The sequence below is a fragment of the Oceanirhabdus sp. W0125-5 genome (genome assembly GCF_027938815.1).
Classification (GTDB): Bacteria; Bacillota; Clostridia; order Clostridiales; family Clostridiaceae; genus Oceanirhabdus.
The window spans coordinates 1,399,805-1,418,001 of record NZ_CP115913.1; the positions used below are offsets into that span (position 1 = coordinate 1,399,805).

At 29.5% G+C, this 18,197-nt stretch carries 16 protein-coding genes; 14 read left to right on the top strand and 2 right to left on the bottom strand.

Features of this window, described 5'->3' with window-relative positions; genetic code table 11:
* Positions 1 to 324: 324 nt before the first annotated feature.
* From OW730_RS06740 to spoIIR, 7 genes are all read left to right on the top strand, one after another.
* Positions 325 to 1,065 (top strand): alpha/beta fold hydrolase, encoded by a 741-nt coding sequence (locus OW730_RS06740; protein ID WP_271228298.1) that lies wholly within the window; start codon positions 325 to 327, stop codon positions 1,063 to 1,065.
* A gap of 218 nt (positions 1,066 to 1,283) precedes the next feature.
* Positions 1,284 to 1,847, top strand: coding sequence for a GNAT family N-acetyltransferase (locus OW730_RS06745; protein ID WP_271228299.1), 564 nt, complete (start codon positions 1,284 to 1,286; stop codon positions 1,845 to 1,847).
* Positions 1,848 to 2,074: 227 nt separating this feature from the next.
* Complete coding sequence (locus tag OW730_RS06750) at positions 2,075 to 2,269, top strand: CLC_0170 family protein (RefSeq protein WP_271228300.1); 195 nt, start codon at positions 2,075 to 2,077, stop codon at positions 2,267 to 2,269.
* A 37-nt stretch (positions 2,270 to 2,306) separates the two neighbouring features.
* Positions 2,307 to 3,773 carry a spore germination protein gene (locus tag OW730_RS06755; protein WP_271228301.1) on the top strand — a complete coding sequence of 489 codons (1,467 nt, stop codon included), beginning with the start codon at positions 2,307 to 2,309 and terminating at the stop codon, positions 3,771 to 3,773.
* 9 nt (positions 3,774 to 3,782) lie between these two features.
* Positions 3,783 to 4,889 (top strand): GerAB/ArcD/ProY family transporter, encoded by a 1,107-nt coding sequence (locus OW730_RS06760; RefSeq protein ID WP_271228302.1) that lies wholly within the window; start codon positions 3,783 to 3,785, stop codon positions 4,887 to 4,889.
* Positions 4,870 to 6,051 carry a Ger(x)C family spore germination protein gene (locus tag OW730_RS06765; protein ID WP_271228303.1) on the top strand — a complete coding sequence of 394 codons (1,182 nt, stop codon included), beginning with the start codon at positions 4,870 to 4,872 and terminating at the stop codon, positions 6,049 to 6,051. The genes OW730_RS06760 and OW730_RS06765 overlap by 20 nt, the downstream gene beginning before the upstream one ends.
* Before the next feature lie 152 nt (positions 6,052 to 6,203).
* Positions 6,204 to 6,842 carry a stage II sporulation protein R gene (gene spoIIR, locus OW730_RS06770; RefSeq protein ID WP_271228304.1) on the top strand — a complete coding sequence of 213 codons (639 nt, stop codon included), beginning with the start codon at positions 6,204 to 6,206 and terminating at the stop codon, positions 6,840 to 6,842.
* 292 nt (positions 6,843 to 7,134) lie between these two features.
* Here spoIIR and OW730_RS06775 read toward each other — a convergent pair whose 3' ends face one another.
* Positions 7,135 to 8,622 (bottom strand): Ig-like domain-containing protein, encoded by a 1,488-nt coding sequence (locus tag OW730_RS06775; protein ID WP_271228305.1) that lies wholly within the window; start codon positions 8,620 to 8,622, stop codon positions 7,135 to 7,137.
* A gap of 247 nt (positions 8,623 to 8,869) precedes the next feature.
* On the opposite strand from OW730_RS06775, the gene OW730_RS06780 reads away from it, so the two are divergent.
* The 7 genes from OW730_RS06780 to rho all read left to right on the top strand — a co-directional run bounded on the left by OW730_RS06780 (position 8,870) and on the right by rho (position 17,333).
* Positions 8,870 to 9,892, top strand: coding sequence for a D-alanine--D-alanine ligase family protein (locus OW730_RS06780; protein ID WP_271228306.1), 1,023 nt, complete (start codon positions 8,870 to 8,872; stop codon positions 9,890 to 9,892).
* 23 nt (positions 9,893 to 9,915) lie between these two features.
* Complete coding sequence (locus OW730_RS06785; RefSeq protein WP_271228307.1) at positions 9,916 to 10,896, top strand: tRNA 4-thiouridine(8) synthase ThiI; 981 nt, start codon at positions 9,916 to 9,918, stop codon at positions 10,894 to 10,896.
* Positions 10,897 to 11,239: 343 nt separating this feature from the next.
* Positions 11,240 to 11,656 carry a DUF1934 domain-containing protein gene (locus tag OW730_RS06790; RefSeq protein WP_271228308.1) on the top strand — a complete coding sequence of 139 codons (417 nt, stop codon included), beginning with the start codon at positions 11,240 to 11,242 and terminating at the stop codon, positions 11,654 to 11,656.
* A gap of 10 nt (positions 11,657 to 11,666) precedes the next feature.
* Positions 11,667 to 12,962, top strand: coding sequence for a sigma-54 interaction domain-containing protein (locus OW730_RS06795; protein WP_271228309.1), 1,296 nt, complete (start codon positions 11,667 to 11,669; stop codon positions 12,960 to 12,962).
* Between the two features lie 123 nt (positions 12,963 to 13,085).
* Positions 13,086 to 13,331, top strand: coding sequence for a ribose-5-phosphate isomerase (locus OW730_RS06800; RefSeq protein ID WP_271228310.1), 246 nt, complete (start codon positions 13,086 to 13,088; stop codon positions 13,329 to 13,331).
* 614 nt (positions 13,332 to 13,945) lie between these two features.
* Complete coding sequence (locus OW730_RS06805; RefSeq protein ID WP_271228311.1) at positions 13,946 to 15,547, top strand: CTP synthase; 1,602 nt, start codon at positions 13,946 to 13,948, stop codon at positions 15,545 to 15,547.
* A gap of 250 nt (positions 15,548 to 15,797) precedes the next feature.
* Complete coding sequence (gene rho, locus OW730_RS06810) at positions 15,798 to 17,333, top strand: transcription termination factor Rho (protein ID WP_442945436.1); 1,536 nt, start codon at positions 15,798 to 15,800, stop codon at positions 17,331 to 17,333.
* Between the two features lie 490 nt (positions 17,334 to 17,823).
* Here rho and rpmE read toward each other — a convergent pair whose 3' ends face one another.
* Positions 17,824 to 18,036: a 50S ribosomal protein L31 gene (gene rpmE, locus OW730_RS06815; RefSeq protein ID WP_271228313.1), complete on the bottom strand. Its 213-nt coding sequence runs from the start codon at positions 18,034 to 18,036 to the stop codon at positions 17,824 to 17,826.
* Positions 18,037 to 18,197: the final 161 nt, after the last annotated feature.

Below are 18,197 nucleotides of genomic sequence, written 5' to 3' on the forward strand. Positions count from 1 at the left end.
AATTAGGTAATAAAGTTATTGTGCCAATCATAATAGTTAAAATAGCATCAGATTCCCACAAGGATTCAATTAAGAGCAAACATCTTATTGTGCAATCACATTCAGTCTATTGAGATACTAAGATTAGGAGCTTTAAAACATAACAGGCAGAGTTTAATTAATTTATGGATATTATTTCAATTAATTGATATACTTAGATAAGTCAAATTGTTGCATGATATGTTTGTTTTATGAATTAAAGAATGCATATTCATAGTTGCAATATAGTGAAATATTGTTAAGTTTAGATTATTTGTATAATATTTAGAAGGAGGGGATGCTATCGTGTATTACGAAGAATACGGAGATATAAGTAAACCTACAATCGTATTTTTACACTGTGCAGCCATTGTTGAAATATACTTGAATCAATATAATTTGTCAAATAGATATCATATTATTGTTCCACATCTCTATGGTAGTGGAAAAGAAGTAGAAACTGATTATGAATTTTATAAAAATGAAAAAGATATTGCAACTATAATTAAAAAGTTAAATAAAGAATCTGTTTATATCGTTGGTCATTCTGGAGGTGCAAATTTGGCAGTTGCATTAGTATCTCATTATCCAGAACTATTCAATAGGGCAATTATAAGTAGTCCTATGATTGATAAAACAGATAAGATTGCTTATAGAAAAGCAAAATATGTTTCTCTTATGCATAGGATAGTTAAAACAAAATTTGTAGCAAAAATATTTGTAAAAATTCTTTCAATATCAGATAAAAAAAGAGCGCAATTTTTTATGGATTACTGGTGTAAGATTAGTAAAAAAACATGGATAAACTATTATACTGACAGGCTGACTTTTGAAAAATGCCCCGAATATAAAAATATTAATGTTCCTATTCTTTATCTATGTGGAACAAAAGAAATAAAGGAAATAAAAGAAACAGTATCAAAACTCAATGCACTGAATCCGTATAGTTCTGTTAAATACTTAGATGGAGTTGGACATGAACATCCAATTAAAAAGAAAGAGGAATTGCAGAAAAATATTCTTTGTTTTTTTAAATGCAACGAATAAGCATAATTCTTATTTAATGTATTAAATAAAGTTATTACTTGACTCGCAACAAAAGAGTATTGAGCCTTAATACTACATTCAACATAATTCGTTGTTACATTGAATACACGTAATAGCTAGGCTATGATTTCCAATCAGCTCCTATGACTCTTGGGGTGCTTATTTTCAGGAATAAATAATTTATGTATTTAAAAATGAAGAAGAATGGGGGAATAAAAATGGCAATCATTTTTGAGGATAATATAATAAGAGTTCGTCAACTTAAGGATTGTTCAGACGATTATTCTTTATTTGTAAAATGGCTATCCGACTTGGATGTGTGTGAGTATTACGAGGGAAGGACTAAGCCTTTTAATTATGATATGGTCTTAGAAAAGTTTGAAGAAAGGGCACAAGGTATTGACCCTGTAATTGTTGGTATTATTGAATGTGAAGATGTAGCTATAGGATTTGTTCAGTTTTATGCAACCGAGCCAGGGGAATATTATGAAAGTGATGTTATAGACAGGAACAATTACAAGATTTCATATGGTATGGATATTGTTATAGGCGATAAAAATTATTGGAATAAAGGTGTTGGTACACAAACAATACAACTTCTGACTGAGTTTTTATTTAATAAGAAGAATGCAGATATTATTTTTATTGCTCCTCAAACATGGAATAAAAGAGCAATTCGCTGTTATGAAAAAGTTGGTTTTAAGCAATTAAAAACAATTAAAGATATGGAATTACACGATGATGAATATAAAGATGGGATTCTAATGGCAAAAACAAAGTAAAATGTAGGTTCTGACGTCAGTCAGAACCATCCTACGTTGTCAACTGTCAACTTTCCACTGTCCACTTCTTTTAAAGGTTTATAAATTTTAAGGCGCACGCATCTGCGTGCTTTTCTTACAAGAATATGTATGGGGTACTACTAATAAGCTAGTATCTTTTGCATATTTTTTTTATTTAAACAGATAATAGTATGAGAAAACATTACAAGAGGATATTAGGTGGTAATATGAGGATTTTAAGTTTATTTGACAAATACTTAGTTATATTAGTCGTTATTCAGGGTCTTATTATGATAACTATAGACTATGCTACCTTCAAGGAGTACAAGATGAAGGAGGTTGCTAAAAAATCAAGGGTTATTGGTATAAGTGCCATTGTTATAGTTGTAACACTAAGTATTTTACGATTAATTCTAAGTTAATTAAAAACGCACAAAATTAAAAATGGGGGTGAATAATTTGAAAGAAGAATTAAGAGATGATATAAGCTTTGAGCTTGATGAGAATTTGAAGTACATTAAGGATACTCTTGTAGATAACTATGATTTTGTATATAGAGAGTTTTACGCTGATAAGTGGAAAGTTGCGTTAATTTACATTGATGGTATGAGTGATAAAGTAGTACTAAATGATTATGTAATGGAACCACTTATGTTAGCATATAGAAATAAACTAGAACATCAAGGAGAGCTTATATCTAAGGTTTTATCACTGACAGATCTTAGGCCAGTAGATAAACTTAAAGATGGAATAAATGCATCGCTTGCTGGAGAATGTTTATTGTTAATAGATGGTATGGATAAAATCTATGTTCTTGCAACTAGAGCATGGCCAGCGAGAGGCGTAAGTGAACCTTCAGGTGAAACAGTAATAAGAGGTGCAAGAGAAGGTTTCACAGAGACTATAAGATTTAATACTGCACTTGTAAGGAGAAGAATCAGAGATACCAGATATAGAGCAAAGCCTAAAATGATTGGAACAAGATCCAAAACAGATATAGCTATACTTTATATTGAAGATATTGCAGATAAGGAGTTAGTAACAGAAGTTGAAAAAAGATTAGATGAAATAGAAATTGATGCAATTCAAGATAGTGGATATATTGAGCAGATGATAGAGGATAATAAGTTATCACCTTTTCCGCAGGTACAGAGTACTGAAAGACCAGATGTTGTTGCTTCGGCTATCTATGAGGGGCGAGTGGCGATACTTGTTGATAATTCACCATTTGCGTTAATTGTACCAGGAACTTTGCCAGCTTTATTTCAAAGTCCTGATGACTATAATCAGCGATGGATGCATTCTTCATTAATAAGATTATTAAGAGTTTTTGCAATGATTGCAGCTTTAGTTGCTCCAGCCTTGTATATTGCAACAACAGCTTTTCATACAAATATATTACCAACTAAACTAGCTTATTCAATTGCAGCTTCAAGAGAGGGGGTTCCTTTTCCTGCGTTTGTAGAAGCGTTAATAATGGAAATAAGTATGGCATTGCTTATAGAAGCCATGTTAAAACTACCAAAAGCAATAGGATCAACTATTGGAGTTGTTGGAGGATTAGTTGTAGGGCAGGCAGCAGTAAGTGCAGGAATTGTTAGTCCTATTATGATAATAATTGTTGGACTTACGGCTATAACTACATTTTTAACTCCAAATCATGGAGTGGTATTGGCTTTTAGAGGTATAAGAATTGTTTTGATTATACTTGCTAGTGTTTTAGGACTTTATGGAATTGCCATAGGAATGATAATTGTACTAATTCATCTTTTGAAGCTTACAAGTTTTGGAACACCATATCTTGCTCCTTTTGTATATCCTGCTAGAAGTGAGTTGAAAGATATGATAATGAAATATCCATTAAGATCTTTTATTAAGAGACCGGCATTCCTACATCCCAATGATAAAATAAGGCAGAAGAAATAGGTGAATTCTATGAATAATAGAGGTTTTATAGATAAATATGGGGTTTTTGTAACAGTAATTGTAACAGTACTAGGAGTTACTGTATTTGCGTATCCTAAATACATGACTCAGTATTCAGGTACAAATGGATGGTTATTCACAATAATAGGTGGAGCGATAGCATGTGGAATTGCATATATGATGTATACAATCATATCTATAAATAATTACAATAGATATGATATTATACTTAAAGATTCATTTGGAAATGTGATATCAAAAATTATAATTGTGATATTTATATCGTATATTATTTTAATTATTTCATCAGAATTGAGAGCTTTTGCTGAGATGATTAAAATGTATCTAATTCAAAAAACACCATTAGAATTAATTCTAGTGACTTTTATATTGACTGCTGTAAGTCTTATAAGAGGAGATTTAAGAGTGTTAATTGGGTTCAATGGAATTGCATTTTGGGTAATGATTATACCTTTGCTAGTATCCATGGCAGTGTCTGTTGGTGAGGTGGATTTTACCAATATTCTTCCTTTGATGCAAACTAGTGATGTGGATTATGTGAAAGCAATAAGAACTGCATTATTTGCATTTGGGGGATTTGAAATTTTGTTCTTAATTATCCCCTATGTAAAAAATAAGAAAGAAAGTAAAAGTGTTTTAAAATGGAGTTTTTTATTAATTATATTTGTGTATTGTTTTACGCTAGTATTTACACTTGCCATGTTTTCCAGTAGTCAAACTAAAATACTTCTTTGGCCGTCAATTTCATTGATTAGATCAATTCAATTGCCAGGAAGTATAATTGAGCACTGGGAAGGGGTAGTAATGACTTTCTTCATTATGTTCTACTTTACTACATTTGTTAATTTATTTTATTTTGCTGCAGATCTATTGAAGAATACATTTAAGTTATATGATGTTAAACTTACAACTATTATTTTAACACCATTGATATTTATTGTAGCATTATTACCTAGCAATATTTCAGAAGTAAGAGAATTAGAAACGCAATTGTTTCCTGTATTTGCATTAACATTTCTTATAATACTTCCAGTAATTTTGTTTATTATAGCTATTATAAAAAGGAGAGATAAGAATGAAGAGAACAATAAGTAAGTTCATCTTGGTATGTATAGTATGTTGTCTTCTTACAGGGTGCTGGGATAATGTAGAAATAGATAGTAAGTGTTTTATATCAACCATAGGAATAGATGTTGGAAAGGACATTGAACAGATTAAAAGAGCAAAAGAAATTAAGAGTGATCAACCGTTTGTAGCTAGAGAGATAAAGAAATTAAAAGTAACTTATGGATATCCTGATATGAGTCAACTTGGGCCAGAAAAAGGAGGAACTGCTGAATCAAAAAGTTTATCTGCAGAGGGAACATCAATGCAAGATGCTAAATTATTAGCTACATTAAAAAGCAGTCGGAAGTTAACTCTTGGGCAAACAAAACTTCTTTTATTAAGTAATGAACTGTTGAAATATCCAGAAGTGGTTAAAGAAGTAATGGATTATTTGCAGAGAGAACCTTTTCTTAATAGGATGATGCATGTTGTTGTAACAAGTGGAAAAACTGCAGACTATATATCTCATAAACCAGATATGGAGAAAAATATTGAATTCTATATTAGTGGATTGATGAGACATACAGAAAGAGCAGCGTCAGTAATGCCAATGACTGTAAATGAGATGTTAAGACTTTTAACTGAAAATGGAAATGTTCTTATACCTAGAATTATGTTGGATAAAGAGACAAATGAGATTATTCTTAAGGGTGTAGCAATCATAGATGATTATGAACTAGTTGGAAATTTAAGTTCTTTGGAAACGGCTGATCTTGCAATTATCAGAGGATTTAATGAAGGTGGAAGCAGATTAATTTATGTAAATGGAAGACCTTTTGATTTTAGCTTTGAAGGTGAAGGTAGAAAAATAAAAATTTTAAGTAAGAGTAAAAATAAATTAGATGTACAAATAAAGGTATTCTTAGAAGGACAGGTTAATGGCTATTATTCTGAAGAAAAGGTATCTGACTTGAATCTTGAAGATATTGAAGCTGATATACAGAAAAGCTTGAGTGAAGAGTGTACAAAAGTTACAAATATGATTCAGAGAAATTTTGGTATTGAACCTTTTGGAATACAAGAGTATTTAACAAAGTTCAAACCTGGTTTATGGAAAGAAGTAAAAGATAATTGGGAAGATGTGTATAAGAATAGTAATATTGAAATTATTGTAGAAACAAAAATTAGAAGAATTGGTGTTACTGATTAATGATTTAACCATAAAAAGTAATTTCATTTAAATCATAAACAATACATTGGCTCATGAAATTGAACTAAAAATCTTTTTATGTTTAAAGAGTGAATAAAACCTCCTAAAGTGGATAAGATTATTAATAAGCTTGTCTATTTAGGAGGTATATTATGAGAAAATATAGAACAAAGATAGCTTTAATAATTGTTATGGTTTTTGTTGTTAGTATTATTATGTTGGGAATTATAAGAATTATGGATAGTAGAGAAGTTAATGCGGAAGAAATTTCGGACAAGGTTATAAGGTTTCATGTAATAGCTAATAGTGATACTGATGAAGATCAGAATTTAAAAATAAAAGTTAAAAATGATGTTATAAAGTATATGTATAATAAATTAAATGAATCAGATGATCTTGATAAATCAAGAGAAATCATTATAAGTGAAATGGAGAATTTGAAGAAAATTGCTGAGAAGAAAATAGCAGAAGAAGGATATGATTATAATGTTAAAATTGTATTAGGTAATGAAAATTTTCCAGAAAAAAGATATGGTGAAGTTGTTCTGCCGCATGGAGAATATGAGGCGTTGAGAATAATCATTGGTGAAGGAAACGGGAAGAATTGGTGGTGCGTAATGTTTCCACCCTTATGTTTTATAGATGTTACATTGGAAGACTATTCATTTGAAGATATACAGATTACGTTAGACAAGCATTTATCAGAAGAGGATGTTGAAAAAATCCTTGAAAAAGAAAAGAATGTTGAATTTAAATTAAAGTTTTTGGAATGGTTCAAAAAAGAGAAATAATAAAACATAATTGAAAGTGGATAGTTGAAAGTGGAAAACGATGGATATTTCTCTCCGAGAAATTTTATTGGATTCTTTTAGAATAATAAGGGGTTACTCCTTTCATTTATATGAAACATTGTATTTCAGATACAACATTTTATCCAGAGATAAAATAAGTAAATTTTTGCCCTAAGTAACAATAAGATGTAGTTTCTGACGTGTGTCAGAAACATCCTTCGTTTTCAATTGTCAGTTTTCAATTGTTAACTCAAAAAGCACGCTTGATTTTGCGTGCTTTTTGTAGTGCTTTTTAGTTATATATTGTTTGTAATAAATAAGGAAGTTCACTAAAGTTCAAAGGTGTATTATCTATCTTCACTCTTTCTAGTCTGAAATTATCACTTTGAATGTTTACAGAGAACAAGAAGCTTATTTCGTGGTAGTTGTCTTTATAGATGCCTAGGCCTTTAAATATTACTTCAGGGGAAGCGTTATTATTCAGGTATGTCCAAGAACATGAACTAAAATAATCTGTAAAGGCTTGTTGGATTGTCTTTTCTTCAAATTGAGTAAAAGTTCCATTCATAACTATATTTTTGGCAATATCTTCTTCAGAAAGTTTAGTTATTGAAACACTGAGTTCTTCGCTTAAAAATGATTCTTTATAGTTTTTATATGAAGATGCTTTAAAATATAGCTTTGTTGAATTATCTATATTGAATTCGTCGAGGTTAACGGTTATAGACGAATTATTAAAAACTTGTTTATTACCATTAGAATTTAAAATTGGTTTATACGTTTTATTATTAAGACTGTAGTATAATAGATATTCTTCAGAGTTATGAAGATTCAATGTTATATTATTTTTTTCCATATTATATTTAATATCTGATATTATAGGTGGTTGAAGATTCATGATCAAACTATCAATATTAGATAAAGAGAGTGATAAATTTTTATCTAAATTCATATCTTTAAAAAATATTTTTTTATAATTACTAAGAGAGTCTTTGTATATTACTCCAATGATATCTCCAGTAGAATTTATTAAAATATTAGGAGTTAAACTAATTTGATAAGATGAGTCATTCTTATTAAATATCGTATTGAAATTATAAATATATTCATATTCATAAGAAGAACATTCCATGTTAATCATTGATGTTATATTTATATTATCAATAGAAAACATGATTAAATTAGAAACTTCATCAAATGAATAAATTTCACCAGAGAGTTTATTATTTTTATAGAATATTTCAACTGAGTCAGCTTTAGTATTTTTATCGTAATATGAGATAACAATAGGTTTATTAAGCTTATTATTATATACTAATAAACCCTTTCTAGAAATAATTTGATTGTCAGAAATATATTTTATTTCCACAGATAAATTTTCAAGTGTATTATTGAATATTGATAAGTTAGATGATGATAGTTTTTCTGTTTTAAATTTATGTATGTAATCATCTTTTATATTATTGTTGTTTAAGGACTTAATGCTTTTACTTATATAGATACTATAGATTGAGTCAGGTAGATAATTATTTTTGGGTGATAATATTATTGTATTACCTTTTTCACCGAAAGATATATTTGTTGATAGTTTTTTATATGCGCTGTCATAAACATATATGGAATGATTAGTTACTGAAGACTTATCAATATTATCATCAAAAGTTATAGTCCAAACTTTATCATAATTAACTGTTTTTAATTCGTCTGCAAATGAGGTTACTTGTCCAAAAGTTGTTAATAATAATATATATAAAATAAAAGAGTAAATATGTTTTTTCATAAAATCAATCCTTTTGTTTAATTGTATTAAAACGATTTATTCTTTAAATATATAGAAGATATCAAAGATTATCATAACTTCTCTATAATATCTTATCATAAATGAAAAGAAAATTTGTTACAGAAGTTTTAATTTTATATTTATTTATGAGTTTTAGGTATAGATTTAAATAGAATTTTTATTGACTTATGTATGTGTTATACATAATATATTTATAGAGGAAGAGAAAGAATAGAGGAGAAAATTCATGAAAAAGAAAATTGCTATTTTGTTTGGAGGGCAGTCTACTGAACATAAGGTTTCACTTGTGTCTGCAACATCAGTATTAAAAAATATTGATACTGAAAAATATGAAATTGTAAAAATTGGAATCACTAACGAAGGAAAGTGGTTAGTATATAATGGTGAATTAGATAATATAGAGAATGGGAAATGGATTAAGGACGAAAAAAATCTTATATCTCATGGGGAGAGAATACTGTTCAATAGAGAGGTTTCAGTTGTTTTTCCGGTTTTACATGGATTATATGGTGAAGATGGAACAATTCAAGGGGTTTGTAAACTTGCTGAGATACCTTGTGTTGGATGTGATGTCCTTGCTTCTGCAATTTGTATGGATAAAGTATATACAAAATATGTTCTTGAGAACTTTAATATAAATCAAGCGCCTTATGTTGTTGTCCATAGAGATGAATATGAGGAAAGGGAGAATGAAATTCTTAAAGAAATTGAAGAAAAGTTATCATACCCTGTATTTATAAAACCAGCGAATAGTGGTTCATCGGTAGGAATTTCTAAAGGAAAGAATAAAGAGGATGTAAAAGTTGGATTGCTTGAAGCTTTTAAACACGATAGAAAAATCCTAGTAGAGAAAGGAATAAATGCTAGAGAAATAGAAGTATCGGTACTTGGTAACAGAAAGGTAATAGCATCAGTTCCAGGAGAAGTTGTTCCATGTAAGGAATTTTATGATTATGAGGCGAAATATGAGGATGCATCTTCTGAATTGTTGATACCAGCAAGGTTATCAGAAAAAGAGATGGAAGAAATTAAATTATTAGCTGTAAGAATATATAAGCTACTTGATTGTGAGGGAATGGCTAGAGTAGATTTCTTGATGGATAAAGATAATGGAGAAGTCTATTTGAATGAGGTTAATACTTTACCTGGATTTACTAGTATTAGTATGTATCCTAAACTTTGGGCTGCATCAGGAATAGAGTATAAAGAGCTTATAAGTAAGCTGATTGAGTTGGCGGAAGAAAAATAGAAAAGAGTTAGGAGGAAATACTTATGACAAGAGCATTAGCAATGGTTTCTGGAGGATTAGATTCAATATTAGCGGCTAAACTTATTCAGGAACAAGGAATTGAAGTAATTGGAATATGTTTCAAATCATATTTTTTTGGAGAAGAGAATGCAGAGAGAATGTCAAAACAAATTGATATGAGATTAGAGGTAGTGGACTTTTCGGAAGAACATTTTGAGATGGTGAAAAATCCTAAGCATGGACACGGGAAGAATATGAATCCATGTATAGACTGCCATGCAATGATGATGACTCATGCAGGAAGACTACTTGAAAAATTTGATGCTGACTTCATTATAACAGGAGAGGTATTAGGTCAAAGACCTATGTCACAGAACAAGGGTGCGTTATCAACTGTTCTTAAGACATCTGGTGTAGGAGAGAAAATACTTAGACCTTTATGTGCAAAGAATCTTCCTGAAACAGAGATGGAGAAAAGTGGATTAGTAGATAGAGAAAAATTAATGGATATTAAGGGGAGAAGTAGAAAAATACAGATGGCCCTAGCTGAAAAATGGAATATAAAAGATTATCCATCACCAGCAGGAGGCTGTAAACTTACTGAGCCTGGATACTCAAATAGATTAAAAGATTTAGTTGATAATAAAGAGAATATAAGTGAGAGAGAATTAGAGTTATTAAAATATGCTAGACATTATAGAATTGATGAAAGTTGTAAAATAATTTGTACTAGAACTGCTGATGAAGCTCAGATAGTAAGAAAGTTAATATCTAGTGATGATTTAGTGTTCTTAGTTAGAGATTTTAATGGACCTTTAACTATAATAATCGGTGAAAATCCTTCAGAAAAGTCAATCGAAGCAGCTGCTAAGATTACAGGAAGATATAGTAAGGGGAGAGATGAAGAGTCTTTAATTGTAAAATATAGAAAAGGTGAAGAAGAGAACATTATTACAGTAAAACCTGCTGATGATGAGTTTATTAATGGATGTATTTTAAAATAAATGTATAATGTATAATGGAGAATGTATAATGATGGACATTTCTCTTCGAGAAATTTTAATTCTCTTGTTCCTTGAACAAGAGAACTTTACTTGCTTCACCGTTGGTGAAACATTGTACTTAAAATACAATGTTTTATCTAAAGATAAAATGAGTAGAATCTTATTGTTCTAAAGACCAATAAGATGTAGTTTCTGTGTAAGCAGAAACATCCATCATTATACATTATACATTATGAATTGTACATTTCTTTTCTAAAGTACATTTGTTTCTTGTTAGGAAACAACATCTGTGAGATTAAGTATAAGTGTTCAAGTAGAGAAGTGTTAAAGGGAGGAAAGAAAATTGAAAAAAAGTGCAATTATATCTGTGGTAAGTAAACAGAGTGGTAATGATGATGATAAGATAGAAGTTGTAACACCAGGTCTTTTTTATGAAAAAGATGGAAAGTTTTATATTATATATGATGAAACAGAGATTTCAGGTATGCAGGGTACTAAAACCACTATAAAAGTTGAAGAGGATCAATTTACTCTTATAAGAAAAGGTACTACTAATACTAGGATGTTATTTAAAGAAAAATATAGTGATTTAATAATGTATCAAACACCTCATGGTATGCTTCAGTTATCAATTAATATTAAAAAACTTAACATCGATGTTGATGAAAATGGTGGAAACATAAAGGCATTATATAATATGGGTATAAGTGGAGATCAAGCTATTAGTACAGAATTAAATGTAAATATTAAATTACAATAACGGTGATTGTATGGATATTTGGGGAATGTTTCATGAAGAGAGAAGTATCTATGTTTATAATACTAAGATGCAGTTGATTTTTGCTAATGATCTAGGGGTGAAAAGTAGAGGTCTTAAAGATGGGATGTTTAATAAAGATTTATTTGTGATTTATGGGGAAGTTTCTGCTCTATGGGAAATATTAAAGAGTATGAATACTAAAAAGTCTATAGAGGGGAAGATGTATTCTATAGTAGATCATAGGGGTATAACCCATGAGGTTAAAAGTGATTTTCATGGAGTTTATTATGGAAATAATCGATTTATCATTGAAATTCAGCTAGAAGAGAAGAATGATTTTGAGAATGGATTAAATTTAAATATAAATAAAATAAGAAGAAAAGAGTTATATGACTTTGAAGATATAATAACTGCAAATAAACTTATGTTAAAAGCAAAGAAAAAGGCATATGAAGCTAGTAAAAGAGAATCAGATGTATTGATTTATGGAGAAACTGGTACTGGTAAAGAACTTATTGTTCAGGCTATTCACAGAAACTCAAAAAGGAGTAGTGAACCATTTATCGCACAGAACTGTGCTGCAATTCCCAAAGGCCTTTTTGAGAGTACATTATTTGGTACAGAGAAAGGAAGCTACACAGATTCAGAGAAACGAAAAGGTATCTTTGAATTAGCTAATGGAGGAACAGTATATCTAGATGAGTTAAATTCTATGCCTATGGAACTTCAAGGGAAATTACTAAGGGTATTACAAGAGAGGAAGCTTCGTAGAGTTGGTGGTATTAAAGAAATAAACATAGATGTTAGGATAATAGCATCAATTAATGAGGATTTTGAAAGTGTACTTAAAAATAAAAAAATTAGAAGTGATTTGTTTTTTAGATTGAATATTATATCTATTGAGTTACCTGCATTGAGAGAAAAAAAGGATGATATTCCTATACTTACAAGGGTATTCATAGATGAATTTAATAAGAAATTTGGAACAAAAATTTTAGGGGTATCTCAAGAGTGTATGAAGCACTTGTTATCATATGAATGGCCTGGAAATGTACGTGAGCTTAGTAATCTTATTGAAGGGGTATTTAATAACAAGAGTTGTGGAATGATTGAATATGAAGATATTAAAGATAAAGTCAGAATAAATAATTTATTAGGACAGTATGATTTTAAGAAAAGAGTACAAAAATTTGAGAAGAATTTAATTGAAGAAGCCCTTGTTTTAAATAATAATAATGTATCTAAAGCTGCTAAAATGCTAAACATACCTAGACAGACGTTACAATCAAAAATGAAAAAGATGTGAAATATATGTGTAATATAATTTAAATTGGTAATAATTCATAAAAAGATACTTAATTGTATTATTTATGGAAGTGATTAATAAGTGAATTTGAATTATGAAAATGTTATAGATATTATTTGTCATATGAAAAATATCGAAAGAGATAAGCTTGATGAGATACTCAAAGACAGAGAACTAAAATATCTTTCCATCTTAATTTTAAAAAAATACAATTGTCTAGACCTTGAAAAGATAAAGGAAGATTTTAAAATCAATACGAAAAGAACTTTAAAGTATAATGAGAATAAAGCACAGGAAAAACTTTTAGTTAATTATAATTTTAGAGAAAAATATTTTCATATGGACGAAGAGGTTAAGAAAACAGAATAAGACATAGTTGAGAGTGAAAGATAAAAAGGGTAGTGGATAGTTGAAAGTTGACAATGGACAACGAATGACATTTCACTCTGTGAAATTTTAATATTATTTTAATATGGACAATAAAATATACGGCTGTTTTAAAAATAAATTCTATTTTAAAATGTCCTATATTTCTTTTGTAGTGAAATGATCACAATATTTTATCAAAAGATAAAATGAGAAAAACTCTCTTGCACTAAAGAGCGATGCAATGTAGTTTCTGCAGAAGGAGCAGAAACATCCTATGTTTTCAATTTTCCACTTTCAACTTCTTTTAAAGGTTTTAAACGTTATAAAAGCACTTCATAGGAAGTGCTCTTTTTATGTAAATTAAAAAAAATTATCAAAAACAAAAAAGGCTCTAGTTTTTTTATTATATATGTGATATCATAAATAATAGTTTGAAAAAACAACACTAATGCCATTTTAATTTTATAGGGTAATTTCTATTATAATAATGATTAATTAAAATGTCAAGTGATAATAAATAATTTTTTACCTTTGGTAGGAAAATAAATAGAGAACTATAATTAGAGAAAATTCAAAACATAATTAAAGATAAAATTCAGGAGGGTGTTTCAACTATGGCTACTAAGTATATTTTTGTAACAGGAGGAGTAGTATCTTCATTAGGAAAAGGTATCACTGCTGCTTCATTAGGTAGATTATTAAAAAATAGAGGGTTAAAGGTTTCAATTCAAAAATTTGATCCATATTTAAACTTTGATCCAGGAACAATGAGCCCATATCAACATGGAGAGGTTTTTGTAACAGATGATGGAGCAGAGACGGATTTAGATTTAGGGCATTATGAAAGATTCATTGATGAAAATTTAGGAAAGAATAGTAATGTAACTACAGGAAAAATATACTGGTCTGTTATTTCTAAGGAAAGAAGAGGAGACTATCTTGGAGGAACAGTTCAAGTTATCCCTCATATTACCAATGAAATAAAAGAAAGAGCTTTTAGAGTTGGAAGACAAGAAGATGTGGATGTTGTAATCACAGAGATTGGTGGAACTGTTGGAGACATAGAATCACAACCATTCTTAGAAGCAATTAGACAAATAAAATATGATGTAGGAACAGAAAATGTATGTTATATTCATGTTACACTTGTGCCATATATAAGTAAAGCTGGAGAACTTAAGACGAAGCCTACTCAACACTCAGTTAAAGAATTAAGAAGTATAGGAATTCAACCAGATATTATTGTATGTAGAAGTGAAAAAGAGATTTCACAAGAGTTAAAGGATAAGATAGGGTTATTCTGTAATATGGATGGAAATTCAGTTATACAGAATCTTGATGCTGAGCATTTGTATGATGTACCATTAATGCTTCACAATGAAGGATTAGATAGATTAGTATGTGATAAATTAGGGTTAGGTTGTAGAGATATTGATAACAGTGAATGGATTGATATGGTTAAGAGAATTAAGAATAGAAGTGAAGAGGTTAAAATTGCTCTTGTAGGTAAATATGTTGAACTTCATGATGCTTATATTTCAGTTGTTGAAGCTCTTCAACATGGTGGATTAGCTAATGATTCAAAGGTAAAGATAAAATGGATAAACGCTGAAGAGGTTTCAGCTGATAGAGTAGAAGAACTATTTGCAGATGTTAATGGTATTCTTGTACCTGGCGGATTTGGTGATAGAGGAGTAGAAGGAAAAATTGAAACTGTAAAATTTGCAAGAGAGAGAAATATTCCTTTCTTAGGAATATGTTTAGGAATGCAGTGTACTGTAATTGAGTATGGAAGAACTATGCTTGATATGGCAGGTGCTAACAGTGCTGAGATTGATCCAGAAACAAAATTCCCAGTAATTGATCTTATGCCTGATCAAAAGGATATAGATGAAAAAGGTGGAACAATGAGATTAGGATTATATCCTTGTAAATTAGATAAAGATAGTAAAGCTTATCTTGCTTATGAAGACGAGGTTATCTATGAGAGACATAGACATAGATACGAGTTTAATAATGAGTATAGAAAAGTATTGACTGAAGCAGGGCTAAAGATAACAGGAACTAGCCCAGATGGAAGATTGGTTGAGATTGTTGAAGTTGACAATCATCCATGGTTCGTTGCAGTACAATTCCATCCAGAGCTAAAGTCAAGACCAAATAAACCACATGCATTATTCAAAGATTTCATTAAGGCATCATTAGAAAATAGATAAAAAGAAAAAAAACGAGCTAATAATGCTCGTTTTTTTCTTTTTATGTTGTTTTTTTCTAGGAAGTGAATTAGAATTAACTAATAGGGCATAATTATTAAAAGATGAATGAAACTTTTCTGATATATTGAAATGTCTCAATAATTTCAAATTCTTTTTAAAATTCCAAAATTCAATTGAAAATTATAATTCCCATAAAAGATATTTAATTTAATATTGATAACCAATGAGAGGAGGAAGCATCTCAATATTGATGCGCAAAATGAATAAAGTGGATGAATTAATGAATAAAAACTTATCTGAGTTGAAGGAAATTGCTAAAAATTATAATATTAAAGGAATTTCAAAATATAGAAAATCAGAACTTATTGAATTACTTAACGAAGAAATGAGTAAAGAAAAAGTTCAAGGTGAGACTCAGCAAAAAAAAGAAAGTATAAGTGATACTAAAACTGAACAAAAAAGAGAAGAAAAACGTGATAATAAAGCTTCTGCTTACGCAATAAAAAAAGAAGGTTCAGTTTTAAGGGAAAAAATTTCACCCAAAAAGTATGAGAGTACTAACACTAGTGTTAGTAGTAGCAATAGTAATATAGAAAGTGAAGAGAAGAAAACAAAATTGAAAGAAATGCTATCAGACTCTTTGACAGCTAAGGGAGTTCTTGAAATAAATGAAAATAACAATTATGGTTTTTTAAGATGTCACAATTACCTTTCAGGTGCAAATGATGTGTATGTTTCACCATCGCAAATAAGAAAGTTTAATCTTAAAACTGGTGATATGGTTATAGGGAAAATTAGACAACCTAATGATGGTGAAAAATTTAATGCTCTTCTTTATGTGCAATCAATAAACGGAGAGAGTCCTGAAAAAGCTATAGGAAGACCATTGTTTGAAAAGCTTACTCCTATCTATCCAAATGAAAGGTTAAGATTAGAAAGTGGTCAGTTGGATTTAACAACAAGATTGATGGATATTATGTCTCCAATAGGAAAAGGTCAAAGAGGGCTAATTGTTGCACCTCCTAAGGCTGGTAAAACAACTATTCTTAAAAAAATTGCAAAAAGTCTTAAGTTAAATAATCCTGAAATTAATTTAATTGTTCTCCTTATTGATGAAAGACCAGAGGAAGTTACTGATATGCAAAGAAGTATAGATGGAGAAATTGTATATTCTACTTTTGATGAAGAACCAGGACATCACAATAAGGTTTCTGAAATGGCTCTTGAAAGAGCAAAAAGAATGGTAGAACAGGGGCAAGATGTTGTCATATTAATGGATAGTTTAACTCGTTTAGTTAGATCATATAACCTTACAGTAACACCTACTGGAAGAACTCTTTCAGGAGGATTGGATCCAGGAGCGTTGCTACAGCCTAAAAAGTTTTTTGGAGCAGCAAGAAATGTTGAAGGTAAGGGAAGTCTTACAATATTAGCAACTGTACTTGTTGATACAGGAAGTAGAATGGATGATATGATTTATGAAGAGTTTAAAGGAACAGGAAATATGGAAGTTCATTTAGATAGAAAACTTCAAGAAAGAAGAATATTCCCAGCTATTGATATATTTAAATCAGGAACAAGAAGAGAAGATTTATTACTTGATAGAAATGAATATGAAATTGCATATGGCATAAGAAAGATGATGTATAGTGAAGGAAAAGTTCCAGTAATTACTGAAAAAATACTTGGAATTCTTTCAAAAACAAAAACTAATAGTGATTTTATAGGTATGCTTGAAGGGAATATGGAAATATTGGTTAAAGACTCGTTAAAGAACAGAATCTAATAAAAACATAATTGAGAATTGAGAGTTGAGAATGGAGAATGTAGGACATTTCTCTTCGTGAAATTTTAATTTTGTTGTTCCTTGGATGAAATTACTTACTTGTTTCATTTATAATGAAACACTATAGTTATAATTTTAAATTTTATTATTGAAAGCAATATATAAAGCTGATTATAGAGTAAATCTATAATCAGCTTTTGTTAATAATTTCAAATATTAATCAAGTAAAAATCCAAACAAGAGTAAGTATATTTTACTGCTAACATGTAATGGAATTTAACTCCTTTAATTTTCGGATGAAACTTTGTACTATGAGTACAAAGTTTCATCCGAAAATTAAATGAGTAAAAGGTTATTGTTCTTTTGAATAACAAAATGTAGTTTCTGCCTAAAAGCAGAAACATCCATCATTCTCCATTCTACATTCTCAATTCTCAATTGTTTTTTATTAAAATAAAAAACGAAGAGTTTCCTCTTCGTTCCAAAGAGATTACTCTTCGATTTTTAAGTTGAATTTCTTCATGAACTTATCTACTCTTCCACCTTGCTCTACATTCTTCTGCTTTCCAGTGAAGAATGGGTGACACTGTGAACAAACGTCGATTCTTAGTTCGTTCTTTACAGAACCAGTTTTGTAAGTGTGACCGCAAGCGCAGTGTACGTCACATTCATGAGTGTATTCAGGATGAATATTAGTTTTCATTATAAATCACCTCGTGGATAAATTTTTATCCGTTTTAAGCAACAACACTTATTTTATCATATATGATTTAAACCAGTCAATAGTATAAATATAGAAACTCAGTACAATAATTTCTAATATCAAAACTTATTTCATTAAAAAAATTAAATGAGAAGAAAAAT

Excerpts from the sequence above, each read along its gene's own strand:
- OW730_RS06745 (WP_271228299.1), top strand. The coding sequence starts at position 1,284 with ATGGCAATCATTTTTGAGGATAATATAATAAGAGTTCGTCAACTTAAG.
- OW730_RS06750 (WP_271228300.1), top strand. The coding sequence starts at position 2,075 with ATGAGGATTTTAAGTTTATTTGACAAATACTTAGTTATATTAGTCGTT.
- OW730_RS06760 (WP_271228302.1), top strand. The coding sequence starts at position 3,783 with ATGAATAATAGAGGTTTTATAGATAAATATGGGGTTTTTGTAACAGTA.
- OW730_RS06765 (WP_271228303.1), top strand. The coding sequence starts at position 4,870 with ATGAAGAGAACAATAAGTAAGTTCATCTTGGTATGTATAGTATGTTGT.
- spoIIR (WP_271228304.1), top strand. The coding sequence starts at position 6,204 with ATGAGAAAATATAGAACAAAGATAGCTTTAATAATTGTTATGGTTTTT.
- OW730_RS06775 (WP_271228305.1), bottom strand. The coding sequence starts at position 8,622 with ATGAAAAAACATATTTACTCTTTTATTTTATATATATTATTATTAACA.
- OW730_RS06780 (WP_271228306.1), top strand. The coding sequence starts at position 8,870 with ATGAAAAAGAAAATTGCTATTTTGTTTGGAGGGCAGTCTACTGAACAT.
- OW730_RS06785 (WP_271228307.1), top strand. The coding sequence starts at position 9,916 with ATGACAAGAGCATTAGCAATGGTTTCTGGAGGATTAGATTCAATATTA.
- OW730_RS06795 (WP_271228309.1), top strand. The coding sequence starts at position 11,667 with ATGGATATTTGGGGAATGTTTCATGAAGAGAGAAGTATCTATGTTTAT.
- OW730_RS06800 (WP_271228310.1), top strand. The coding sequence starts at position 13,086 with ATGAAAAATATCGAAAGAGATAAGCTTGATGAGATACTCAAAGACAGA.
- OW730_RS06805 (WP_271228311.1), top strand. The coding sequence starts at position 13,946 with ATGGCTACTAAGTATATTTTTGTAACAGGAGGAGTAGTATCTTCATTA.
- rho (WP_442945436.1), top strand. The coding sequence starts at position 15,798 with ATGCGCAAAATGAATAAAGTGGATGAATTAATGAATAAAAACTTATCT.
- rpmE (WP_271228313.1), bottom strand. The coding sequence starts at position 18,036 with ATGAAAACTAATATTCATCCTGAATACACTCATGAATGTGACGTACAC.